Genomic DNA, 22,631 nt, shown 5'->3' with positions numbered 1-22,631 from the left:
TGAGCAAGCCCGATGCCGCCTGATGATCAAACACCAAGCATATCGATAGATGCCGCACTTGTTCGCCGCTTGATTGCCGCGCAGTTCCCTGAATGGGCGGACCTGCCGGTAGAGCCGGTCGAGCCTGGCGGCTGGGACAACCGCACCTTCCGGCTGGGCGATCGAATGTCGGTGCGGCTGCCCAGCGCTGCCGCCTATGTTGCCCAGGTCGAGAAGGAGCATCGCTGGCTGCCTCGCCTCGCGCCTCACTTGCCTCTGCCGATACCGGTGCCACTGGCCAGAGGCGCGCCCGGTGAAGGCTATCCATGGCCACCGCGGTGGCCAGCTTTCAGTCTACGACGCCCAGACCCGAGCCGCGCTTTCGGCGCTCGGCGGCCGCATCGACAAGGCAACCGCCGAGGCGGTGTGGGCGACCGCGCTCGGCTCGCGATGGCAAGGGCCGCCGGTCTGGGTCCATGGCGACGTTGCCTCAGGCAATCTGCTCGTCGAAGATGGCAAGCTCTGCGCGGTCGTCGATTTCGGCAGTTCGGCTATCGGCGATCCTGCCTGTGACCTGGTGATCGCATGGACGGAATTTTACGGCGAGAGCCGCCAGGCGTTCCGCGACGCCATTTCCCTTGACGAGCACAGCTGGGCGCGCGCTCGGGGCTGGGCGCTCTGGAAGGCGCTGATCGTCGCTTCGGGACATGACGGCAACCAGCGCGAGGCGGAAAAATCGTGGCGGGTTATCAATGAGGTGCTGGCGGATCACACAAACAGTTAGAGCGGGATGGAGAATTCAGTTTGAACGCATCCCGCTCCAAAAACGAAAGCATTACTGACCGCCCGTCTCCCTCCTGAACGTATCGAAATCGACCTGCATGCCGTTGAAGATCGAAATCGACCTGCATGCCGTTGAAGATAGAGCTCCAAGCGCCCATGGTCGACTGGATGTCCTTGATGGTTGCGTCATAGTCGTCGGCACGGGCCGGTGCGGAGGCCAGCGTCAGGGTCAGCGCGTGGACCGTGGAGGCGAGCAAGGATGCATGATGAAGCGAAGAGGGCGTGGAATGAAAACGATATGGAAGCTGTTCATGGCGTTCTCCTCTGGTTTTGGTTGGCCTTACGATGTAAGGTAATGTCGAAAATTAACCTTACAGCGTAAGTTGTCAAGCGGCACCATGGACATATCAGTCAAAAAAAAGCGAACGCGCGGCCGGCTGTCTCGCGAGATGATCGAGGATGCGGCTTTCGAGGTAATCGAGAGGGAGGGGCTTTCCGGCTTTTCGATGCGCAAGCTGGCGGCAGAACTCGGCTGCGAAGCGATGAGCATCTACCATCATTTCCCCTCCCAGGCGCATCTTTACGAGGCACTGGTCGATCGACAGATCAGCTCGATCAAGATTCCTGACGACGGCATGCGTTGGCGCCAGCGGATCCACGTCGCCGTGAAGGAATACCGCCGGGTCGCCACCGAACATCCGGCCTTTGCGCCGTTCATTGTGGTCTACCGCATGAATTCGCCGGCATGTCTCGCCAAGCTGAACGACGTGATCGGCCTGTTCGAAGCCGGCGGTTTCGGTTTGGAACTCAGCGCCCGGTTGTTCCGAGCCACGAGCTACTATCTGATGGGCGCGATCCTTGACGAGACGGCCGGCTACGCCAAAGGGCCTTCGGCGGTCACCACGGTGAGCGATGAAGCGCTAGCGCGGGATTTCCCCGGCGTCATGGCTGCCGGGGCATATTTCGGCACAGCCGGTTTTGACAAGACCTTCGATATAGGCCTCGACATGTTGCTGGACGAGATGGAGCGTATCCGCGACGGTGCCAATGCGAGGTAGTTGCATCAACGGGGCATTGTCCGCATGCGCTTTTTGTTTCTTCTGATCCTGCTCATCGGTACCGGCATCGGCGTCGTCTATCCCTGGGCGATGACCAATTTCTCCGGCCGTGAGATCGGCACCTGGCGGGTTTACGACCAGGGCCGGTTCAAGCCGGTGACGGTGGCCCTGAGCGCACGCGACGGGCCGCTACGCGTGCTGGTCGATCTCACTGCAAGAGCCGAGCGCATCGTCTCGCAGCAGCGCACCGTGCTGACCCTGACCGCCGCCACCGGCGGCAGGACGGTGCTCGCCTCGACGCTGCAGTTCAATCACTCCGACAATCCGCGCCAGGTCAGCCCACAGCTGCCGGACAGGATCTTTCGCGACGAGGCCGGCCTGATCCCGAGCGTTACCCCCGGTTCCTACATCTTCACCGTCGGTCCGGGCGACGCCGAGGGCATTCCGATGCGGGCCGTCGACCTCGTCCTGCGCTCGGCTGCCGGCGAGGTCGACCGCCGGGCGCGGCCGGTCGGTTTTTCCCTGATGGCGGCCGGCCTGGCCGGGCTGGCGCTGGCATTCCGTTTCGGCGGCCGCCGGCCGGAAAATCCGAACTCGCAGCCGCCACCGCCGCGCTGGGGCAGGGGCTCCAATTGAACTATCGCCACGCCTACCATGCCGGGAACTTCGCCGACGTCGTCAAGCATGCCGTGCTCAGCCGGCTGATCGAATATCTGAAGCAGAAGGACAAGGCGTTTCGGGTCATCGACACCCATGCCGGCATCGGCCGCTACGATCTGTCCTCAACCGAAGCGCAAAAGACGGGCGAATGGCAGGGCGGCATTGCTGGCACCGTATCTTGGAGCCGTCCGTTCGCTCAATCCGGACGGCGGCGTGAAAAAATACCCGGGTTCGCCGCTGATCGCCCGGCACCTGCTGCGCAAGCAGGACCGGCTGTCGGCGGTCGAGCTGCACCCTAAGGATGCTGCCAGGCTGAAGGCGCTGTTCGACGGTGACTTCCAGACCCGGGTGATCGAGCTCGACGGCTGGCTGGCGCTCGGCGCGCATCTGCCGCCAAAGGAGAAGCGCGGCCTCGTGCTCATCGATCCGCCTTTCGAGGAAGAGGGCGAGTTCGGTCGCTTGGTCGACGGGCTGCAAAGAGCCCATCGGCGCTGGCCAGGCGGCATTTACGCGCTGTGGTATCCGCTCAAGGACCGCAAGGCGGTCGCCGCCTTCCGAAAGGCGCTGAAGCAAACGGGCATTCCCAGGCTGCTCGACGTCGGCTTTGAGATTAGGCCGGCCTCGGTCGAGCCGAGCCTCGACGGCTGCGGCATGGTGATGGTCAATCCGCCCTTCACCCTGGAGGGCGAGTTGCGGACGCTGCTGCCGGCGCTGCACCGGCTGCTTGCTGTCGAGCAGCCATCGCATTGGACGCTGGACTGGCTGGCGGGAGAGTAGTTTGAGGTGCGGTCCTTGCCGTTCCCTCAGCGCAACCTTCGTCACCGTAACCATCGTCACTACAACCGCTTGACCGCGCGTCAGCGAATCCGCACAGTGCGCGCAGTCGACCTTGAGAGGCTGCCATGACTCGCTTCGCCCAATCCGCCCTTGCCGCACTGCTCGCCGTTTGCACGCCGCTGGCTGCGCCTCTCGGCGTTACTCAGGCGGTGCAGGCCGCCGACCTTGCAATCTATACCGATGAGGACAGCGGCGTCTGCGGCGAGGCCTGGGTGCTGAACAAAATCACCGACCGCTTCTCGTATCAGGTGCATCACGTGCCGCATCTGCCGGATGTGCAGATCGTCGATTTCCAGCGCATCCACCAGCATCGCTATCTGCCGGCCGACGACACCTGGCCGATCGGCCGCCGTTATTGCGGCGCCACCGTCAGCCTCTCCGACGGCCACGCCCGCACCATCTGGTATCTGATCGAGGAAGGCCAAGGCTTTGCCTCGATAGGCGACAATGTCGAATTCTGCGTCTCGGGCTTCGACCGCTGGATGGTCTACAACGGCCGCTGCCGCGTCCTGCGCTGAACCAGTGCCTTCCGATTCCCGATGGATTGTTGCGTCACTTAGGTGGTCGAGAAAAGAAACACCTGACGGCCGTCAGGATCGCGGACGATCACACGCCTGCCCATAGCCGTCGCCTTGACATCCGCAATGATTCCAAAACCATTGGCCTTCGCGGCAGAAGCCGCTTCGTCCGCGTCGGTGACCTCGAAGCCGATCATCGTTCCCGCTCCTTCCGCCGTCGTTCCTTCGTTTGCCGGATAGAGTTCGATCGCGAGCCCTTGACCTTGGAACGCGAAATGTATCGGACCGGAGCCGTGCTGCTCTTGCCTGAAGACAATTCCGAAATTCGCATAGAAAGCCGCGGCTGATCTGGGGTCAGCCGAAAACCATGTGACAAATGCCAAGCTCGGCAAGGGGGGCATTCATACCTCTTTTGGTGTGTGGACTGTCCGGCGCTCAAGGTCGGACGGAGGTTGCGAAAATCGTAGATTTCCATGCAGGTCAACGCCAACCGGCCACATCGATCACTTTGCGGGGAAACAGCACTACATGGATTCGCTTGTTTATATTGTTGCAATTGGGGCGGTCGTTGCAGGTTTCGTCCAAGGGCTGTCCGGGTTCGCTTTCAGCCTGGTTGCCATGTCGTTTTGGGTTTGGACCGTGGAGCCCCAGCTTGCTGCTGCCATGGCGGTCTTTGGGGCGCTCACCGGCCAAATCATCGCCGCCGTCACCGTCCGCCGGGGTTTCGACCTCAAGCTTCTGCTGCCATTCCTGATCGGCGGGACCATAGGAATTCCGGTCGGTGTCGCCATCCTGCCCCTGCTGGATGTGCACTTGTTCAAGTTGATCTTCGGCGCGCTGCTGGTCGTTTGGTGTCCCTTGATGCTTTTTGCCCGTCGCCTCCCTCCCATCACGTTCGGGGGTCCTGTTGCAGACGGTGCAATAGGTCTGGTTGGCGGCATCATGGGCGGGCTTGGCGGCTTCACCGGCCCGGTTCCAACGTTGTGGTGCGTGCTGCGGCAATGGGAAAAGGACAGGCAGCGCATTGTCATCCAGAATTTCAACCTTGTGACCCTCTCCATGACGATGGCCGCCTATCTTGCGACCGGAAAGATCAAGCTCGAAATGCTGCCGATGTTTGCCATCGTCGCGCCGGCGATGTTGATACCGACACTCCTTGGCGCGAGACTCTACATCGGCATCAGCGAAGCAACGTTTCGAAAGATCGTCCTCACGCTCTTGGCCGCATCAGGTGCGGCATTGCTGGCATCGGCCTTGCCGCATCTCATGAGCCGGGTTTGAATCCGACGTACAGAAATCCCCGACTTCCGCCGTGCCCTGCGCTATCGACCGATGCGGCCCGCGCCCGATAGGTAGGCGCAGATCAGTTCGACGAGTTGCTTTTGCAGCTCCGGCGCGGCGAGCATGTTCCGGCGTGCCGCGTTATGGATCACACCTTCGATCGCCGACGACAGCACGCGCGCGACGGTCTCCATGTCGGCGCCTTTCCTTGGCTTGCGATAGGCGGCGACGGCGGTCGCGTAGTGGTTGAGATATTGTGTCTGGAACGAAGCGTGGGCGGCCCTGGAGCCGCGATCGCCCGGCGCCTCGTCGAGCAGCACCTGATGCAGTGTCGGGTGAATGCTGTGCGCCGCGATCATGCCGCGCACCAGCTCCTGCGCGAATTTCCTGAGCGGCTTTTGGCCTTCCGCCGAATCGCGAATGACCGACAGCACATGATCGAAATGACGGCGCCGGACGGCTTCGAGCAGGGAAAGCTTGTCGGGAAAATACTGGTAGAGCGTGCCGATGCTCACGCCCGCAGTCTCGGCCACCTTGTTGGTGGTGAAGCCGGCCCAGCCCAGCCCGCTCAGAACATGAGCCCCTGCCTCGACGATCGCCTCTACGGTCGCCCTGGAACGCGCCTGGCGCGGCTGCTTGCGCATGCGCGGATACGGTTTTGCAATGCGAGTAGACACGCCCGCCCATTCTCCTGAAAATATGAACAACATACTCGCATTTCCAGAAAAGGACACCGACCATGAGTGCGCACGCCCTGCTTCGCAGCCTGTTTGCCTATCAGGCCTGGGCAAATGACGAACTGCTGGAAAGGCTCGTCAGTCTCGACCCGCCCGTTCACGGCAAGGAACGGCAGGCCGTGATACGGCTCATCGATCACAGCCATGTGGTGTCGCCGATATTCTCAGCCCACCTGGTTGGTGCAAGCCATGGCTACTCCGCCGACGCCAGCGAGGACACGCCGGCCCTCGACGAACTTCGTGCCGCAGTCGCGGCGACCGATCGGTGGTATCTCGATTATCTCGAAACCGTTTCGTCGCAACAGCTCTCCGAGCCCGTCGCATTCGTGTTCACCGACGGGGATAAGGCATTGATGTCGCGACAGGAAATGCTGACCCACGTCGTACTGCACGGCGTCTATCATCGCGGTGAAGCGGGGCGCATCCTGGCGCAGATTTCCGTCACGCCGCCATGGGATACCTTCGCCGTCCATCTCCACAGGGCCGAGCCTTCGCGCCGGCTGCAGAAGCAGCGCGAGCCGCTCGGCGCCTGAACGGCCGAGCGTTTTCGATTAGGAGATCGGCTCGACCGGATCTATCGAGCGATATCCTGTCTTTCAGAAATGCGAGCTATCTGCTTACTTTCATCGCGTCGTGCAAGATAGTGCAGCGGCGTGCTCGTCGCGTTGCTTCGTACTTACCTGTAGTTTATCGTTTCGGACAAGACGAGGCGGGCGACCGCCTTCGCTCTTGACAATGTTCGCGCTGAGCGTCGGACGTTGAAGCGCAGAGCTGGTCGAAAAGGTCCTGAGCTTGACGCGAAGACCGGTCGAGATAGAGCGAGCAGAATTTCTGTCGCAGAACTTCGCTGCGCGACACAAAGATTCGCAGCCGATTTTTGCACCGGTAAAATGGTCGCGCGCTCGCCGTAACCGAAACTTAAGCTGCAGAAATCATTCTAATGCTTCGCTGGCTAGCAAGCCGCGAGTCAGATATGCATTGCGCGCCGGGTCAATAACGGCCGTCGGCACAACGGAAGGGGCATGATATGGCTAAGCAGTCATCCAAAGCGCCGGCATCCAAGGCACCGGCAAAGAAAGCACCAGTAAAAGCAGCGGCGGCAAAGGCCGCAACTGCTGTGAAGAAAGCAGCACCCGCTGCCAAAGCGAAGGCCGCCGCGCCTAAGGCAAAAGCAGCGCCGGCGAAAAAGCCGGCCGCCAAGGCGGCAGCAAAACCAGCCGTGAAGAAAGCAGCACCTGCCAAGGCAAAAGCAGCACCGGCCAAGGCCAAGGCTGCACCGGCAAAGAAGGCGGCACCGGCCAAGAAGCCGGCTGCAAAGGCCGCTGCGAAACCCGCTGCGAAGAAGGCAGCACCGGCAAAGGCCGCCGCTGCAAAATCTTCCGCAGCAGTGAAGAAAGCAGCGCCCGCGGCCAAGCCGAAGGCAGCGCCCGCAAAGGCGAAGGCCAAGAAGTAGTCGCCGCTCTCCGATCGCCGGGGACAGTACTCAAGACAGCCAGGGCGGGATGCCGGACAGGCGCCTCGCTTGCTAGCTGACGGTCGGGCAGGACGAGAAAGAGGCGGGAGGAAGATGTCTTTTCGCAGCTCCCAGGACTTCGCCACGCGGCGAAGTCCGGTGGGATTTCGTGGCTGCCAAAGACCAACCTTCGGTGCAAGGCCGAGTTGGTAGCTGATCGGATTTGGATTGTCCGACCTGCTCGCTTCTGCCGCCGCACCTCCGGCTCATCGCATCCAGATTGAAGTCGAGACAATGGCTGCGTGCTGGCGGCGCGGTTTTCCGCCTCTGGCCGTTGATGAAGCCAGCATGATCGGTCAACGGTGCCCACGCACGAGCCCCAATCGGAATCGATTTTCGGTGGGGGTCATGCGCGAAGTCACAATGCTACCGCGTCCTCTTGCGCGTCCAACAGGACATATGGAGCTGTAGCCGGTAAACAGGAATCGACAATGCCCAGACTGCTCTACGCGTCTACTTCTCCCTACAGTTCCAAGGTGCGCATGGCAGCACTTCATGCCGGCATTGCGGTCGATCTCGTGCCGATAAAGACCGAGGAAAAGCCGGCCGCGCTGATCGGCGCCAATCCGCTCGGCAAGATCCCGGTGCTGGTGCTGGACGACGGCCGCTCGGTCCACGACAGCCGCGCCATTACCCAGCATCTCAACCGGATGTCGAAGAACGCATTGTTTCCGCGCAATCCCGACAAGCGCCTCGAGGCGGAGGTGCTGGAGGCGTTGGCCGACGGCATCTGCGACTGCGCGCTGTCGATGGTCTATGAGCGGCGCACGCGGCCCGAACAGATGGTCTACCAGCCTTGGCTCGAGCGCCAGTGGAGCAAGATTTCGGCCGCGCTCGATCTGCTCAACGCCAACCCGCCGAAGCTGCCGAAGAAAATCACTGTCGGCCAGATCGCGCTGCGCGCTTGCCTCGGCTATCTCTCGCTGCGCTTCGCCGGAAAATGGGAAAAGGGCCGCGGCCGGCTGACGCGCTGGGCGGCACGCTTCGACGAGAAATTCCCGGAGCTGAAGCCCGGCATTCCGGCTTGAGGGCGGGGATGGCGAAGCTACCGATTTTCCCCTAATGCATGTCGCGCAAAAGTGTGCAGCGGTTTTGTGATAACGACATGCATAAAACAGGAACCTAAGGCGCATCGCATGCCGCCGGTCGAACGCGACGCGCTTTAGCGGATTCCTGGCGGGGGAGGCGCAACGGCCAATTTCGACATGCTGGGAGTGAGCCGGGCCGGCGAGGCTGGAAGCGTTGGTCCTGGGGGCATTTTGGTCGACAGACGTTCCGCCCAGTCTTATCGTCGCTTTCTCAAACGTAAGCCGATGGGGGAGGGCGATTTGATCCAGCGCTTGTTTGCCCTGATCATTTGTCTATCCGCGTGCACTGGCATTGGCCTTGAACTCAGCACCTTGATCAAGAGCGGTGCTTCGATGCTTGGCTCGCTGTGGGTGTTGGTGGGATATTTCACGATCCTGACCAACGGTCTTGTCGCCATTGTATTCGCAGCCATGGCGCTCCTCGGGGAGCGTTTCGACCATCCAACGCTGGTGGCGTGGACGGCTGCCGTGATGGCCCTGGTCGCGGTGATTTTCGCGGTGTTGCTCCAAGGGCTGCGCACTTTGGCTGGCGCGACCGCCGAAGCAAACTTTCTGCTCCACCAACTCAATCCTGTCCTTGTCTTATTGTTCTGGCTTCTATTCACGCGAAAGGGGAGGCTCTCGTGGCGCGATCCGCTTCTATGGGCGCTCTATCCCCTGGCCTATCTCGCTTATGCCCTGGCTCGTGGTGTCGCTGAAGGGAAATACGCTTACCCGTTCATAGATGTGTCCGCCAATGGCTGGGTCGCAGTCATGTCGAATGCCGCCACTATCGCCCTCGGTTTCATCGCAGCAGCCGAAGTTCTGGTCCTGGTCGACCGGATGCTGGCTCAACGCTGACCTCGAGATCACGCGTGCCCATGCCGACAGGATGGGCACCGGGCACAAAAAAAGCCGGGCGCGAGGCCCGGCTTTTTCGTGTCGTGGCTTGGACGACTTAGAACTTCATACCGACGCCGAAAGTGACGCGATTGTCGGTCGACTTGACCTTGCCGATACCGTCGAAGTTCTTGTCGCCGAAATCGGTGTAGCGGTACTCGACACGGCCGAACACATTGTCGGTGATCTTGATGTCGGTGCCGACGCCGGCCGTCCAGCCGAGCATGGTGTTGGTGTCGCTGAAGCCGGCGGCTTCCACCTTCTGGTTCTTCAGCGCGCCACCGGCGGTGCCGTAGAGCAGGATTTCCGGGGTAACAGCGTAGCCCAGGCGAGCGCGCAGCGAGCCTTCGACGCCGCCCTTGGCCTCGATGCCGGCATCGTCGCCCTTGACGCCGTTATAGCCGATATCGGCTTCGGCACCGTAGACGAAGTTCTCCTGCTGCCAGTTGTAGCCGCCGAAGACGCCGCCGACGAAGCCCTTGGTATCGATGTCGACACCAACGGTTTTGGCATCGGCATGGCCGGCGAAGCCGTAGCCGACGCTCACACCGGCATAGGGGCCGGCCCAGGATGCGACCGGAAGTTCGGCGATCGGGGCAGGTGCCGGCGGCTCTTCCTGAACCACGTCCGCGGCATAGGCGGTTCCGCCGAGGGCGAACAGCCCAAACGCCACCGCGAGCGGTCGCGCAAATTTAAGATTGGCTTGCATTGTTCTTTACTCCTTAAGCCACAGGACACAGGCTTGTTTTTTCATGAGCGCCCTCAACCCGTCCGGGGGGTGAAACGGATCCGGCGTTCAACGGTTCCAAATGTCGTGTCGAAATGCGGCTGAAGCGAACCTGAACTTGGGTCATTCCCTGGCACGAATGAGGCAGAACCTTGACGTTGCATCTTCGCAACAGCGAGATGTCAGCAGGTTCGCCGTGCTGCACTGCACACGGCTTGGTGCAAGGGCTCCCGCGCCCTATATTGCGGTCGGGCTGGCCCGGATTCCGGTCGAGCCAGAATGCCGACCGGGCCACTTTGCCACAATCCTGCCCCAGGTGGAAATGGGATTTAACACTTGGCAGGCCATATTTTGCCGGCCCGGTCCCGGCAGGTCGGAATCGGCATCAGATTGAGGATTGACAGATGAGCAAGGTCGCTGCGACGGCACTGGTGACAGGCGGGGCGAAGCGGATCGGCAGGGCGATCGTCGAGGATCTTGCTGCGCACGGTTTTGCCGTCGCCATTCACTGTAATCGCTCGCTGGCCGAGGCGGAGGCACTGGCGGCCGGGATCAACAGTGGTCATTTTGGTCGAGACGGCAGGGCCGCTGTGGTTGCTGCCGACCTGACCGACATGGACGCCGTCGGCAACCTTGTCGGCCGCGCGGCGGCGGCGCTCGGACCGGTGTCGCTGCTGGTCAACAACGCCTCGCTGTTCGAGCACGACAGTGTTGACGATTTCGACTGGCCGGCCTGGGATCGCCATTTCGCCGTGCATGTCAAGGCGCCGGCTCTGTTGGCGCAGACTTTCGCCCGGGCCTTGCCGCAGAGCAGTGAGGGGTTGATCGTCAACATGATCGACCAGCGCGTCTGGCGGCCGACGCCGCGTTATTTCTCCTATGCGCTGTCGAAGTCGACCTTGTGGGCAGCGACCGAGATGATGGCGCAGGCGCTGGGTCCCCGCATCCGCGTCAACGCCATCGGTCCGGGCCCGACCTTGAAGAACACGCGCCAGCACGACAGCGATTTCGACGCGCAGATTGCCGGCCTGATCCTGAAGCGCGGCCCGGAATTGCCCGAATTCGGTGACACCATCCGTTACCTCTGGGCGGCACGCTCGGTCACCGGCCAGATGATCGCGCTTGACGGCGGCCAGCATCTTGCATGGCAGACGCCCGATGTGACAGGCATGACGGAATGAGCCCCATGGACCAGAAACAAAAAACGCGCGGCGGCGCCGACGACCTGCCGCCCGAAATCGACCTCGAGGACGAGGCAGCCGAGGAGGTCGTCGAGCCTGCAGCCGCTGGTCCGGACGTCACCTTCACCGCCATCGACTGGACGCCGCATGCCGGCGATGCCGACGGCATGGTCGGCGCCGAGGTGATCCAGACGCTGGTCAAGCGGCTGCCCAACGCGCCCGGCGTCTACCGCATGATGAATGCCGCCGGCGACGTGCTCTATGTCGGCAAGGCACGCAGCCTGAAGAAGCGGGTCACCAACTACGCGCAAGGTCGGTTCCACACCAGCCGCATCGGCCGCATGGTGCGCGAGACGTCGACGATGGAGTTCGTCGTCACCCGCACCGAGATCGAAGCGCTGCTGCTTGAAGCCAACCTCATCAAGCGCTTGCGGCCGCGCTTCAACGTGCTGATGCGCGACGACAAGTCGTTTCCCTATATCCTGTTGACCGGCGACCATGTCTCCCCCGGCATCTACAAGCATCGCGGCGCGCGCTCGCGCAAGGGCGACTATTTCGGCCCCTTTGCCTCAGCCGGCGCCGTCGGCCGCACCATCAATTCGCTGCAGCGCGCCTTCCTGCTCAGGAGCTGCACCAACTCCTTCTACGAGAACCGCACCCGGCCTTGCCTTTTGTTCCAGATCAAGCGCTGTGCCGGCCCGTGCACCGGCGAGATCTCGCATGGCGACTATGCAAGGCTTGTCGCCGAGGCGAAGGATTTTCTCTCCGGCCGCAGCCAGAAGGTGAAGACGGAGATCTCCGCCGCCATGCAGCAGGCTTCGGAGAACCTCGATTTCGAACGCGCCGCCATCTATCGCGACCGGCTGGCGGCGCTGTCGCATGTGCAGAGCCATCAAGGTATCAATCCGCAGACCGTCGACGAGGCCGATGTCTTCGCCATTCATCAGGAGGGCGGCCAGGTCTGCATCCAGGTGTTCTTCTTCCGCACCCGCCAGAACTGGGGCAACCGCGCCTATTTTCCCAAGGCCGATCCGGCGCTCGAAGCTGGCGAGGTGCTGGGTTCGTTCCTGGCGCAGTTCTACGACGACAAGCCGACGCCACGCACCATCCTGTTGTCGTATGGCGTCGAGGACCAGGAATTGCTGGCGGAGGCCCTCTCCACCCGCGCCGGCCGCAAGGTGTCGATCTCGGTGCCGCAGCGCGGCGAGAAGAAGGACCTGACCGACAACGCGCTGCAGAACGCGCGCGAAGCGCTCGGCCGGCGGCTCGCCGAGACCTCGACCCAGGCGCGGCTGCTCACCGGCTTTGCCGAGACCTTCGGCCTGGAAAAGCCGCCGGTGCGCATCGAGGTCTATGATAACTCGCACATCATGGGCACCAACGCCGTCGGCGCGATGGTCGTCGCCGGGCCGGAAGGGTTTGTGAAGAACCAGTATCGAAAGTTCAACATCCGCTCGACCGAGATCACGCCGGGCGACGATTTCGGCATGATGCGCGAGGTGATGCAGCGGCGCTTCTCGCGGCTGTTGAAGGAACATGGCGATGCCCCGCAAACCGAGAGCGCGGACGAGGCGGGCGCTACCGGACCGGGCGACGATGTCGAGGACGCCGGCGGCTTTCCGGCCTGGCCCGACGTCATCCTCATCGACGGCGGCCAAGGCCAGATGACGGCGGTGCGCAAGATCCTGTCCGATCTCGGCATCGAGAACCGCGTCGTGGCCATCGGCATCGCCAAGGGTCAGGACCGTGACGCCGGCCGCGAACGCTTCTTCGTCAAGGGCAGGGACTCATTCTCGCTGCCCGTTCGCGATCCGGTGCTCTATTTCGTCCAGCGGCTGCGCGACGAGGTCCATCGCTTCGCAATCGGTTCGCACCGCGCCCGCCGCAAGAAGGAGATGGTCAAGAGCCCGCTCGACGAGATCAGCGGCATCGGACCCGGCCGCAAGCGCGCGCTGCTGATGCATTTTGGTACGGCCAAGGCCGTCAGCCGCGCCGCCGTCGAGGACCTGGTCAAGATCGACGGCATTTCCGAGCAGGTGGCGAAATTGGTCTACAATCATTTTCACGAGAAATGAAAATGCCTTGGCGCATTGATCGCCGGATGCTTTCATATCTGCCATAACTACCGGATATTTATGGCAGATTCGTTTTGTAGGGGCGGTCAGCGCGCGTTTCATATCGGGGGTGATCATAGTGCGTCGAGGTCGCCAAACCCGTCACACCGCGCTGTGTGTCAGGGCAGGGGGTAGGTGATCGGTATGCGGTCGCGATCATTCGCCCGGTTCCTGGGGTTTGTGCCACCACCATTTGATGAAGCGAGCAATCGCGATCAGACCGGCGACGACGCCAAATAGGCTCGCGGTCAGGGTGAGCACCTGCCCGAGGTCGAGAGTAACTATCATGGGGGCGTTCCTTTCAAGACAGATCTCGCCATTGAGAAAAGTTCTAAAAGGAACTGCTAAGATAGACGCAGGCAGGCGGCGCGATGTCAACGGGCAAAATGCCGTGATACCCGAGACGTTTGGGGAACAAGTGGCACGAACAGGAATAGAGTGGAACCAACGTGCATTGAGTGGAACGAACTTACGCGAAACGGGGCGATCACATCTGCGTTACTTACACCATACCGAGATGACCGCGCGCCCTCGCGTACGCCGTTCATTTGTTCGCGAAATGATTCCGTCCCATGCGGCACCCGGGTTTGTAGCATTCGGATTGAGGGACATTGGCGCTTTATCCCTGCAACATTTGCCACAGGGTAGAAGGCGATCATTGAGACTGTCGATCGGTTGACGCGCGACTAGGTGACCGGCGATTAGTTGCCGATCATCTTCTTCCAGCCACTGGCTAGGCGCGCTTTGTCGTACGCGGCTGCTTCAACGGTGATTTTTTCATCCTCTAGCGCAACTTGTCGGAGAGCGTCCACGAGATCGTTGTAGTTTTTAAGGGCATTCTGGTCAGGAAATAGGATTTGGCCACTCTCATTTATGGAAATCTCTCCCATATCCAAGAGAAGCTTTGTCGCTGACGCGGCGATCTCAAACATGCGCTGGTAATTCGTAGCCCTACGCTCCACGAAATTGCGCTCTGCGGCCCGTTCTTGGGACAACCCTCCAAGAAATGGATCTCGTGACCCTTCAGGCAAACGGCTTGCTATAACGACAATTTTCGTGCGCTCGTCGGCCAGCAATGCATCGACCGCGGGCATAACAAGCCGGACTTGTACCAGCTTGGCGTTGGCCGCTTGATACGAGGCCAATAGTACACTGCGGTCCTTGACCTTCGCAGTTTCTAGAAACCCATCAAGGGTGTGGTCATCAAATTGAGTGAAAAGTTGTCCAACACTATTGTTCGTCTGGTCAGTTACCTCTCGGCTGTCGCGACCTACAGACCCTATCACAGTCTGCGATGTGCTTAACGCCTTCTCAAAGTTCTCCGCGCCCCCCGCCTGAATGTCGCGTTGGAAGCGCTTTACGTCGATATAGCCGCTTATCCTTGCTTGGTTTGATAGAACCAGAACTGCAGCAGTCATCAAAAAGAGAATATCGTGGCGAAAATTAGTGCGCGCGGACTTTATGAGGGCGTAGTAAACTAGGCTAAGCATCAGAAAGATACCGACTGCCTCGCCGGCGACATAGGCAAACCCGCCGGCGATAGACCCGGTCGTGAAATAACTTACTGCCGCTACGGTTGCGACAAGAACAGCAAGCCCCAGCAAATCAAAACGTTTCATCTCGCTCCCCCAACAGGACATCAGTCGTTGTTGGAGGCTCTCCTGTCAATCTTCATGCGCCATCATTGGTACTGGAACCACTATTCCTCGCGGATAGCTCGCAAGGTCGCATGGGGTAGCTTGTCTTCGCGTTTGAGGGTTTTGACCCGGCCGACAAGGTCCGGCTTGATCCATTCGGCCTCGTTCTTGTCGGCGCCCTTTGGTGGTGTGCCTTTGCCGGCTTGAACACGTTGCCAAAGGCGTTCGCGCATAGCCTTGGTCAGGGCGAAGTTTGCCGAACCGACATAGCGCCGTTCCGTATCGCGCGTGGCCATCAATGCTAAAGGTGCCGAACCGGGTTTACGTTTGAACGTCGCCTGGTGAGATGGTATTGCTCGCGATCGTGCAAGCTTGAGGACCGCAAAATGCTACATGTTGAGCGGTTGATTGCCGCAGGGTACGTTGAGAAGCGTCTTCCTGTCCCCATGTTTTAGGGGGTTGCGTCCTGCATTACGCGGTTCGCTGCGGGGACAGGCGATTCGCGACATCGGAGCATGTGGTTGCAACGTTGCGCGGTTTGTCCCGAATAATTATTTCACGAGAGCTAAGCCCCTATTGCCGATATTTCGGCTGGCTAATCGATTCTGGCCTGTTGACCCCCCACATTCGCTTCTGATTTGACTAAGCAGGCAGAAAGAGTTCCCAAAACATGTCCCAGCGCGCGTTCAACCTGCCCAACATGCTCACTTACGCCCGCATCCTGGCGGTGCCGCTGGTGGTGCTGTGCTTCTTCCTGGAAGGCCATCTGAAATCGAGCGACTTCGCGCGCTGGTCGGCGCTCATCATTTTCCTGCTCGCCTCGATCACCGATTACTTCGACGGCTATCTGGCGCGCGCCTGGCAGCAGACCTCCAACATCGGCAAGATGCTCGACCCGATCGCCGACAAGCTGCTGGTCGCCACTTGCCTGCTGCTGCTTGCCGCCGACACCGACCGCCATGCCGGCATCGCCGGCTGGTCGCTATGGGCGGCGATCATCATTCTGTGCCGCGAGATCCTGGTCTCGGGCCTGCGCGAATATCTGGCGGCCTTGAAGGTCTCGGTGCCGGTGACGCAGCTCGCCAAATGGAAGACCACCATCCAGATGATCGCCATCGCCTTCCTGCTTGCAGGTCCCGCCGGCGACAAGATCTTCCCGCTGACCACCCAGACCGGGCTGGTGCTGCTGTGGATCGCAGCCCTGGTGACGCTCTACACCGGCTACGACTATTTCCGCGCCGGCCTCAAGCACATCATGGATGAATAAAATGTCGACGAAGCTCATCTATTTCGCCTGGGTGCGCGAGCGGATCGGCAGACCGGAGGAAGAGGTCGAACTGCCGGCCGGCATCGAAACGGTCGCCGACCTGTTGCGCTGGCTGAAATCGCGCGGCGAGGAGTACGAGAACGCGCTGCAATATCCTGACGTGATCCGCGTCGCCATCAACCAGGAACATGTCGAGCACCACGAGAAGATTGCCGGCGCGCGCGAGATCGCGCTGTTCCCGCCGATGACCGGTGGCTGAACCATGTCCGCGGTGGTGCCTGTCGTGCGCATCCAGGCGGAGGATTTTGACGTCGCCGCCGAGATCGCCAGGCTGACCAGGGGTCGCAACGACATCGGCGCTGTGGTGACCTTCTCCGGCCTCTGCCGCGACGAGCAAGGCAGGCTCTCCGCGCTCGAGCTCGAACATTATCCCGGCATGGCGGAAGCCGAGATATCCCGCATCGCCTGCGAGGCAATCGAGCGCTGGCCGCTGCAGGGGCTCACCGTCATCCATCGCCACGGCAAGATCGCGCCGGGCGAAAACATCGTGCTGGTAGTGGCCGCTTCCGCCCACCGGCAGGCGGCGTTCGACGCCGCGAATTTCCTGATGGATTATTTGAAATCACGGGCGCCGTTCTGGAAAAAGGAACACCATAGCGACGGTTCCGAGGGCAACTGGGTCGACGCCAAGGATGCCGACGACAAGGCGGCGGACCGTTGGAAGCGCCCGCCGTCCAAATAAATCCCTGGGACAGCCATGCCCATACGCCGCCGGCCATTCATTGACCGCAATCCTGCGAAACCCTTTGCCGGAAGGGGAGCAGGATCATGCTGGACAGGATCGCCGAGTTCTTCATCTTCGGACTGGTGCCGCTAGCCGTCGGCATACTTGCCGTTCCGGATCGTTCCGTGGCTGCCGAAAGGTCCCTCAAGGGCGAGGTGATGTATCGCGAGCGCATCGCGCTGCCGCCCAATGCCGTGCTTTCCGTGCAGCTTGCCGACGTGTCGCTGGCCGATGCGCCGGCCGCAATCATCGGTGAGCGCAAGGTGGTGCCGGCCGGCCAGGTGCCGATCAAGTTCGAGATCAGCTTCGATCCGCAGGTGATCCGGCCTGATATGACCTACGCTCTGCAGGCGCGCATCACTGTCGACGACCGGCTGCTGTTCGTCACCGACACGCGCCACCAGGTCGATCCGCTCAGCGACGCGCTACAGACCATCACGCTGAAAATGGCGGCGCCGAGCGATGAGCCGGCGGCAGCCTCCGTGTTCGGCCAAAGCTGGCTGGTCGAATATATCGATGGCATCGGCGTGATTGCCGAGCCGCGGGCGACATTCCGGATCAGCGAAGCCGGCAAGGCCGGCGGCAGCGGCCCTTGCAACGTCTACTTCGCCACCGCCAGGGTAGACGGCTCGACGATCGCCATCAGCGACATCGGCTCGACCTTCAAGGCCTGCGCGCCTCAGGTCATGGCCGAGGAAAAGGCGCTGTTCGAGGCGCTAGCCAAGGCAGCGTCGTACCATATCGACGCCGGCAAGCTCATCATCGCCGACAAGGATGACCGCGTCATCCTGCGGTTCAATGCTGCGAGTTGAGACTTGTCGATATTCAGGTGAGGCCTGCACCGGCTCGGCCTGCCCTGATTCTCAACAGGCCTTGGACCGTTCCGAAACGATCACACCTGTGGTGGCGGCGCAGACGTCAGGCCGAAGCGGCGCATCAAAGGCTGGCTCGCCGGAAGAGATAGCGACGGTCGTGGCCTTCCTTGCTTCCGATGACGCCTCGTTCGTCTCCGGCCACGGCCTGCTCGCCGATGGCGGCTATTCGGTCGCCTGATCGGCCGCATGTCGATCACGTTGTGTTTCAGCCGGAATAAACCGGACAGAGCGCGCGTTACGTCCTCATACGATGGCGGGTAAGGCAAAAGGGATGTTTGTCCCTTCGTTGATGCCGCCAGAATGGCTGCGGCTCGTTCTGGCCTTAACTCAAAGGAGTCCAGACATGAAAACGCACGCGCTTATCCTTGCCGCCACCGGTGCATCGCTCCTTGCCTTCACCGGCCTTGCCAAGGCGGACGACCATCTGTTCGATGCCCTTCAACATGGTCTCAGTCCTGACAGCCAGCCTTTCCAGACCAACAAGGCTGGTCATAGCGGCGATCTCGCGCCCGGGCAGGGTAGCCCGTTCACAGGTCACGATACACAGACGCCGGCCACCGACACGGAAGCGGCGAACGAACATGCGAACGTGAAGGAACGCCAGGCGAAATAGACTGGCAGAACCCGCCGCTAGGGGGCGGCGGGCGAGATCTATCGGGCGACGACCGCATACACCAGGCATTCTCAATTTGTCGCGAGTTTGAATACCGCGCCGTAGTGGTAGGGCGGTATATCCATCAGTTCGGCGAGCTTGAACCCGCTTGCTTCCGCCGCCGCGGTGGTCTGTCCGGGTGACAGCCTCAGCTCGGTCTTCGGTCCGCGTGGCTCGCCCAGAACCGTGGTCTGCTCGCGCGGCTGCTGGTGCCAGTTGACGATGGCAAAACGACCGGCCCTGCCAAGCGTCGCCCGCACGGCGCGGGCAAGGCGCGGCCGGTCCGGAACGCCATGGAAAGCGTTGGCCATGAAGACGAAGTCGACGGGCCGGGGCACCAGCCTGGCAAGCTCATAGGCGTCGCCCGCCACAAACTCGCAATTGCTCGCGCCTCCGTCGGCCAGCCGCCGCCGGGCGACTTCGAGCAGATCGGCATCGATGTCGATGGCGATGACCTGACGAACGACCCTGGCCATTGGCAGCGTGAACCAGCCGTCGCCGCAGCAGAGATCGACCACATCCATGCCGTGCTTCATTCCCACCGCCGTCAACACCCCGGCAGGGTCGGGCCACAACGCCTCCCACCAGCCGCCGGTCGGCATCTCGGTGCCCTGAAACAAGCCGGGAATGGTGCTGGTCATGGCCTGGTCGGCTCCGTTGTCGCGACCGCGTTTGATCCGTGCCCTCGAGCTTAACGCACCCATGACCCGTCGAGGAGCCTGAACCTGAAATGTCTGCTAACGAAAAAGGCCGGCGTTGCGCCGGCCTCTTTGATGGGTTCGGGATGCCGGCTTAGCCGACGATCTCGGTGTCCGAGAACCAGTATTTGATCTCCTGCGCGGCGGTTTCCGGCGCATCGGAACCATGCACGGAATTCTCGCCGATCGACAGCGCGTGCAGCTTGCGGATGGTGCCTTCGGCGGCGCTTGCCGGATTGGTGGCGCCCATCACTTCGCGGTTCTTGGCAATGGCGTTCTCGCCTTCCAGCACCTGCACGATGGTCGGGCCCGACGACATGGACTCGACCAGCTCGCCGAAGAACGGACGCTCCTTGTGGACGGCATAGAAACCTTCTGCCTCGCGGCGGCTCATCCACACCCGGCGCGAAGCGACGACGCGCAGGCCGGCATCTTCCAGTATCTTGGTGATGGCGCCGGTGAGATTGCGACGGGTCGCGTCCGGCTTGATCATGGAAAAGGTGCGTTCGAGCGCCATGGGATCGTCCTTGTGATGGAGAGTGGAATTGAGGGTGGCGGGCTCTATACAAGCCGCCCGCCGGCTTGCCAAGGGGAGGTGGGCGCACAGCGCGTCGCCGTCAGCCAGACCCAATGTGTCATAGCTCTATCTCGATCGTCAGGTTGGCCGTGTCGCCAGCCCTAAGGCCTTCGCGGACCCGCACCGCCGTCTTGATCGGCAAGAGCAGGCTGCCGGATTTCTTGTCGGGAAACAGCGATGTCCGCCATCTGGTCTGGCCGATGACGGCTTCCACGCCAAGCGAGCCCCAGGGCCTTGCCATCCCCACCATCGCCGTCTTGATCCATGCTCCAGGTTCCGGCGGTAGCGTCACGAAATGCCAGCCGCCCTTGCCCGGATAGACCCAGATCTCGGCCTGCACCTCGCAGCGAAACATTCTATGCCCTTCCTCAGATCAAGGCCGTCACGACTGGCTTTGCCTTGGTCTCTTGTTGGCGATGCTGACGATCGGCGAAACATCCATGATATCCATTCTGCCCTGCAGCGGAGGAGTCATTCTCCCCTGCAAAGAGAATGGCTTTCCTGCAAAAAGAATGGCAGCGCCGCCGTTGCACTACCGTTTTATCACGATCGAAGCGCGCCGGACTTCCCAACCTTGCCGTTCCAGTTCCGGCACGCTGTTTTCCTCGCTTGGATAGCCGACACAGAAATAGCCGATCAGCGTCCACTCCGCCGGCACGTCCAGGATCGTCGCCACCTCGGCCGGATCGAGGATCGAGACCCAGCCCATGCCTATTCCTTCGGCGCGCGCCGCCAGCCACATCGTGTGGACTGCCATGACAGCGGAATAGTCTATGGTGGCTGGCATGGTCAGGCGGCCGAGCCCATGCCCTTGCTCGGTTGCGCGGTCGGCGAAAACCGCAAGCTGGCAGGGCGCCTCATTCAGGCCGGCAAGCTTCAGGCGCCCATAGAGCGCGGCGCGTTCGCCGCAAAAATTTGCGAGTGCCTCCGCGTTGCAGCGCTCGAAGCAGGCCCTGACGGCAGCGCGGCATGCTTCGCTCTCGACGACGACGAAGCGCCAGGGCTGGCTCAGCCCGACGGAAGGCGCGGCGCTGGCAAGCTCGAGCAGCCGCTCCAGCGCCCCTTCGGGGAGCGGCGTCGGCTTGAACCGCCTGACGTCGCGCCGCCACAGGAAGAGATTGGCGAGCCCGGCGCGAAAGTCGGCCGGGAACTCTGGGTTTGCGGTCATGGCGCGCTGCCTTTGTTGTGATTGCCCGGTTCGCCGGATGTTCGTCTTGTTTGCTTCGATCCAGGCACGGATGAGGCGCTTCGAGCGACACTTCGTCTACCCGCATTGTCGCATTTCGCCGGCTGGCAACTTTCAGTTAAGGCCGGACAACGTCCCTGCCGGCAATGCAGTTGGACCTCGACCGGCAAAACAAAACCCGCCTCGGCAAGCCGGGCGGGTCGTCGGTACGAATCAGCACCATACCCAAATTAGTAGCATAGCTGCCGGCACAAAGCAAGAACAAAATGTGGCGTTGCCGATGAAACTGCCGATTTCAACTATCGAGCGGGGCGATCGCCGCCGCCGCGACCGTGCGGCCGAGGCCGCCATGCAGATCGAGGCATCGTTCGAACCATTGCGCCACGACATCGCTGTCGTCGAGCAGCCGGTAGGGCGTGGCGATGCGCGCCCATTGCAGCGCGCCGAAAACGATGTAGTCGGCAAACAGCGGAGACGGGCCGCCGATGAAGGGCTGATAGCCAAGCATCGAGCGGAGCGGCTCCAGCGCGGCGCGGAAGCTGGCGAGCCCAGCGTCGCGGGTGGCGTATACCGCCTCCAGGCGCTTGCCGAAGCGCTGCTCGCGGTTCTGCCGGAAATAGGCGGCGTTCGTCTCGTCCTGCATGGCATGCAGGTCCAGTATCGCCGCGGTGGTGACGTAGGGATGGATGGTCAGCTGCGACCAGCGTTCGATGAAGCGCGCCATCGCCTTGCCACCGTCGCCGGAAAACAATGTCGGCCGCTCGGGATAGGTCTGCTCGAGATAGAGCGCGATGGCGAAGGAATCGGCGACCACCGTCTCGCCGTCGCGGATCACCGGAACGAGCTTCGAGACGCCGCCTTCCACCTTCGGCACTTCGAGGAAACGGGTCGGCACGCTGGTGATGTCGAGCCCTTTATGGGCCAGCGCCATCGCCGCCTTCCAGCAATGTGGGCTGAACGGGCGGGCGGCGTCGCGTCCGACAAGGTCATAGAGCAGAATGGTCATTGGCGGCAGCGTCCTTGCAGTCTAACTATGCCCGAAACAGACCCGCGCGAAACAGGGTCTCGCAGGTCGAGAGAAGAATGAAACAGCATTTCAGGATGTTTGCGGCCTACAATCAATGGGCCAATGGCCGCATCTACGATGCCGCCGCCGATCTCGACGAGGAAGAGTTCGACCGCAATGTCGGCGTCTTCTTCGGCTCGATGATGGGAACGCTCAACCACCTCCTGGCAGCCGACCGTATCTGGATGAAACGCTTCACCGGCGAGGGCGACGCGCCGGCAAGGCTCGACACGATCCTGCACCGCGCCTTGCCAGGCTTGCGGCTGGCGCGCGAGGCCGAGGACAAACGGATCATCGACTGGGTTGCCGGCCTGAGCGACAAGGCGCTGTCGGGCCGCTTCTCCTACATGACCGTCTCGGATATGCGCACCGTCTCGCAGCGGTTGGCGCCGGCGCTCGACCACTTCTTCAACCACCAGACCCACCACCGCGGCCAGGCGCATGCGATCCTGACCGTTCTGGGCAAGCCAAGCCTCGGACTGGACCTGACGATGTTCCAGCGCAGCGAGGAGGGCAGGGCATTCGCCTGAACCT

30 protein-coding genes and 1 pseudogene are annotated in these 22,631 nt (G+C 61.8%); 19 read left to right on the top strand and 12 right to left on the bottom strand.

Annotated features, from left to right (window positions below; all coding sequences use genetic code 11):
- Nucleotides 1–12 precede the first annotated feature (12 nt).
- From NKH29_RS22840 to NKH29_RS22815, 6 genes and pseudogenes are all read left to right on the top strand, one after another.
- The gene (locus tag NKH29_RS22840; protein ID WP_353000624.1) at nt 13–552 is read left to right on the top strand and encodes a phosphotransferase; all 540 of its coding nucleotides are present in this window, start codon (nt 13–15) and stop codon (nt 550–552) included.
- Complete coding sequence (locus tag NKH29_RS22835; RefSeq protein WP_353000637.1) at nt 479–763, top strand: phosphotransferase; 285 nt, start codon at nt 479–481, stop codon at nt 761–763. Before NKH29_RS22840 ends, NKH29_RS22835 begins: the two co-directional genes overlap by 74 nt.
- Before the next feature lie 397 nt (nt 764–1,160).
- Nucleotides 1,161–1,820 (top strand): TetR/AcrR family transcriptional regulator, encoded by a 660-nt coding sequence (locus tag NKH29_RS22830; RefSeq protein ID WP_352548988.1) that lies wholly within the window; start codon nt 1,161–1,163, stop codon nt 1,818–1,820.
- A gap of 24 nt (nt 1,821–1,844) precedes the next feature.
- Complete coding sequence (locus NKH29_RS22825; protein WP_023719807.1) at nt 1,845–2,456, top strand: hypothetical protein; 612 nt, start codon at nt 1,845–1,847, stop codon at nt 2,454–2,456.
- Nucleotides 2,453–3,257, top strand: a pseudogene (locus NKH29_RS22820) (23S rRNA (adenine(2030)-N(6))-methyltransferase RlmJ). Before NKH29_RS22825 ends, NKH29_RS22820 begins: the two are co-directional and overlap by 4 nt.
- A gap of 125 nt (nt 3,258–3,382) precedes the next feature.
- On the top strand, nt 3,383–3,835 hold the full coding sequence (locus tag NKH29_RS22815) for a hypothetical protein (protein ID WP_352515785.1): 453 nt from the start codon (nt 3,383–3,385) through the stop codon (nt 3,833–3,835).
- A 38-nt stretch (nt 3,836–3,873) separates the two neighbouring features.
- On the opposite strand, the gene NKH29_RS22810 is transcribed toward NKH29_RS22815, so the two are convergent.
- Nucleotides 3,874–4,236, bottom strand: coding sequence for a VOC family protein (locus NKH29_RS22810; protein WP_352481792.1), 363 nt, complete (start codon nt 4,234–4,236; stop codon nt 3,874–3,876).
- 127 nt (nt 4,237–4,363) lie between these two features.
- Here NKH29_RS22810 and NKH29_RS22805 point away from each other — a divergent pair, with 127 nt between their 5' ends.
- Entirely contained in the window at nt 4,364–5,116 is a 753-nt protein-coding gene (locus NKH29_RS22805; protein ID WP_023719803.1) for a sulfite exporter TauE/SafE family protein, read from the top strand.
- 41 nt (nt 5,117–5,157) lie between these two features.
- Here NKH29_RS22805 and NKH29_RS22800 read toward each other — a convergent pair whose 3' ends face one another.
- On the bottom strand, nt 5,158–5,793 hold the full coding sequence (locus NKH29_RS22800; protein WP_502895886.1) for a TetR/AcrR family transcriptional regulator: 636 nt from the start codon (nt 5,791–5,793) through the stop codon (nt 5,158–5,160).
- 62 nt (nt 5,794–5,855) lie between these two features.
- Here NKH29_RS22800 and NKH29_RS22795 point away from each other — a divergent pair, with 62 nt between their 5' ends.
- Entirely contained in the window at nt 5,856–6,386 is a 531-nt protein-coding gene (locus NKH29_RS22795) for a DinB family protein (RefSeq protein ID WP_031194232.1), read from the top strand.
- Nucleotides 6,387–6,843: 457 nt separating this feature from the next.
- Here NKH29_RS22795 and NKH29_RS22790 read toward each other — a convergent pair whose 3' ends face one another.
- Nucleotides 6,844–7,266, bottom strand: a complete 423-nt coding sequence (locus tag NKH29_RS22790; RefSeq protein WP_210164499.1) for a hypothetical protein — start codon at nt 7,264–7,266, stop codon at nt 6,844–6,846.
- 531 nt (nt 7,267–7,797) lie between these two features.
- Between NKH29_RS22790 and NKH29_RS22785 the strand changes: the two genes are divergently transcribed.
- Both NKH29_RS22785 and NKH29_RS22780 read left to right on the top strand, forming a co-directional pair.
- Nucleotides 7,798–8,394, top strand: coding sequence for a glutathione S-transferase family protein (locus NKH29_RS22785; protein ID WP_352481789.1), 597 nt, complete (start codon nt 7,798–7,800; stop codon nt 8,392–8,394).
- Nucleotides 8,395–8,694: 300 nt separating this feature from the next.
- Complete coding sequence (locus NKH29_RS22780) at nt 8,695–9,294, top strand: Pr6Pr family membrane protein (RefSeq protein ID WP_353000622.1); 600 nt, start codon at nt 8,695–8,697, stop codon at nt 9,292–9,294.
- A gap of 97 nt (nt 9,295–9,391) precedes the next feature.
- Here the strand turns inward: NKH29_RS22780 and NKH29_RS22775 are convergent, their stop codons facing one another.
- On the bottom strand, nt 9,392–10,042 hold the full coding sequence (locus tag NKH29_RS22775; protein ID WP_023719797.1) for an outer membrane protein: 651 nt from the start codon (nt 10,040–10,042) through the stop codon (nt 9,392–9,394).
- 422 nt (nt 10,043–10,464) lie between these two features.
- Between NKH29_RS22775 and NKH29_RS22770 the strand changes: the two genes are divergently transcribed.
- Both NKH29_RS22770 and uvrC read left to right on the top strand, forming a co-directional pair.
- Entirely contained in the window at nt 10,465–11,241 is a 777-nt protein-coding gene (locus NKH29_RS22770; RefSeq protein ID WP_023719796.1) for an SDR family oxidoreductase, read from the top strand.
- Complete coding sequence (gene uvrC, locus NKH29_RS22765; RefSeq protein WP_353000620.1) at nt 11,238–13,316, top strand: excinuclease ABC subunit UvrC; 2,079 nt, start codon at nt 11,238–11,240, stop codon at nt 13,314–13,316. Before NKH29_RS22770 ends, uvrC begins: the two co-directional genes overlap by 4 nt.
- Nucleotides 13,317–13,511: 195 nt before the next feature.
- Here uvrC and NKH29_RS22760 read toward each other — a convergent pair whose 3' ends face one another.
- From NKH29_RS22760 to NKH29_RS22750, 3 genes are all read right to left on the bottom strand, one after another.
- Nucleotides 13,512–13,643, bottom strand: a complete 132-nt coding sequence (locus tag NKH29_RS22760; RefSeq protein WP_023719794.1) for a hypothetical protein — start codon at nt 13,641–13,643, stop codon at nt 13,512–13,514.
- Nucleotides 13,644–14,056: 413 nt separating this feature from the next.
- Nucleotides 14,057–14,974, bottom strand: a complete 918-nt coding sequence (locus NKH29_RS22755; RefSeq protein WP_352859436.1) for a hypothetical protein — start codon at nt 14,972–14,974, stop codon at nt 14,057–14,059.
- Nucleotides 14,975–15,054: 80 nt separating this feature from the next.
- Nucleotides 15,055–15,288, bottom strand: a complete 234-nt coding sequence (locus NKH29_RS22750; protein WP_023719791.1) for an ATP-dependent DNA ligase — start codon at nt 15,286–15,288, stop codon at nt 15,055–15,057.
- Nucleotides 15,289–15,662: 374 nt separating this feature from the next.
- On the opposite strand from NKH29_RS22750, the gene pgsA reads away from it, so the two are divergent.
- The 6 genes from pgsA to NKH29_RS22720 all read left to right on the top strand — a co-directional run bounded on the left by pgsA (nt 15,663) and on the right by NKH29_RS22720 (nt 18,531).
- Nucleotides 15,663–16,259, top strand: coding sequence for a CDP-diacylglycerol--glycerol-3-phosphate 3-phosphatidyltransferase (gene pgsA / locus NKH29_RS22745; protein ID WP_023719790.1), 597 nt, complete (start codon nt 15,663–15,665; stop codon nt 16,257–16,259).
- Nucleotide 16,260: 1 nt separating this feature from the next.
- On the top strand, nt 16,261–16,518 hold the full coding sequence (gene moaD / locus NKH29_RS22740) for a molybdopterin converting factor subunit 1 (RefSeq protein ID WP_023719789.1): 258 nt from the start codon (nt 16,261–16,263) through the stop codon (nt 16,516–16,518).
- Nucleotides 16,519–16,521: 3 nt separating this feature from the next.
- Complete coding sequence (locus tag NKH29_RS22735) at nt 16,522–17,001, top strand: molybdenum cofactor biosynthesis protein MoaE (protein ID WP_023719788.1); 480 nt, start codon at nt 16,522–16,524, stop codon at nt 16,999–17,001.
- An 86-nt stretch (nt 17,002–17,087) separates the two neighbouring features.
- The gene (locus NKH29_RS22730; protein WP_023719787.1) at nt 17,088–17,855 is read left to right on the top strand and encodes a YbaY family lipoprotein; all 768 of its coding nucleotides are present in this window, start codon (nt 17,088–17,090) and stop codon (nt 17,853–17,855) included.
- A 61-nt stretch (nt 17,856–17,916) separates the two neighbouring features.
- On the top strand, nt 17,917–18,096 hold the full coding sequence (locus NKH29_RS32690; RefSeq protein ID WP_023719786.1) for an SDR family oxidoreductase: 180 nt from the start codon (nt 17,917–17,919) through the stop codon (nt 18,094–18,096).
- A gap of 165 nt (nt 18,097–18,261) precedes the next feature.
- Nucleotides 18,262–18,531: a hypothetical protein gene (locus NKH29_RS22720; protein WP_023719785.1), complete on the top strand. Its 270-nt coding sequence runs from the start codon at nt 18,262–18,264 to the stop codon at nt 18,529–18,531.
- 71 nt (nt 18,532–18,602) lie between these two features.
- Here the strand turns inward: NKH29_RS22720 and NKH29_RS22715 are convergent, their stop codons facing one another.
- From NKH29_RS22715 to NKH29_RS22695, 5 genes are all read right to left on the bottom strand, one after another.
- A complete protein-coding gene (locus NKH29_RS22715) occupies nt 18,603–19,211 on the bottom strand; it encodes a class I SAM-dependent methyltransferase (protein WP_352495586.1) in 609 nt (202 codons plus the stop codon).
- Between the two features lie 151 nt (nt 19,212–19,362).
- Nucleotides 19,363–19,785, bottom strand: coding sequence for a nucleoside-diphosphate kinase (ndk, locus tag NKH29_RS22710; protein ID WP_023719783.1), 423 nt, complete (start codon nt 19,783–19,785; stop codon nt 19,363–19,365).
- 118 nt (nt 19,786–19,903) lie between these two features.
- Nucleotides 19,904–20,200 (bottom strand): DUF1905 domain-containing protein, encoded by a 297-nt coding sequence (locus NKH29_RS22705; protein WP_352588611.1) that lies wholly within the window; start codon nt 20,198–20,200, stop codon nt 19,904–19,906.
- A gap of 177 nt (nt 20,201–20,377) precedes the next feature.
- On the bottom strand, nt 20,378–21,013 hold the full coding sequence (bluB, locus tag NKH29_RS22700; protein WP_353000618.1) for a 5,6-dimethylbenzimidazole synthase: 636 nt from the start codon (nt 21,011–21,013) through the stop codon (nt 20,378–20,380).
- Between the two features lie 313 nt (nt 21,014–21,326).
- Complete coding sequence (locus NKH29_RS22695; protein ID WP_352859428.1) at nt 21,327–22,037, bottom strand: glutathione S-transferase family protein; 711 nt, start codon at nt 22,035–22,037, stop codon at nt 21,327–21,329.
- A gap of 77 nt (nt 22,038–22,114) precedes the next feature.
- Here NKH29_RS22695 and NKH29_RS22690 point away from each other — a divergent pair, with 77 nt between their 5' ends.
- Nucleotides 22,115–22,627: a DinB family protein gene (locus NKH29_RS22690; protein WP_352495582.1), complete on the top strand. Its 513-nt coding sequence runs from the start codon at nt 22,115–22,117 to the stop codon at nt 22,625–22,627.
- The last annotated feature ends 4 nt before the right edge of the window (nt 22,628–22,631 follow it).

Origin of the sequence: Mesorhizobium sp. M1295 (genome assembly GCF_040318135.1) — a bacterium.
Classification (GTDB): domain Bacteria; phylum Pseudomonadota; class Alphaproteobacteria; order Rhizobiales; family Rhizobiaceae; genus Mesorhizobium.
The sequence above is the reverse complement of the archived record's forward strand: the minus strand, read 5'-3'. Positions and strand labels throughout refer to the sequence as shown.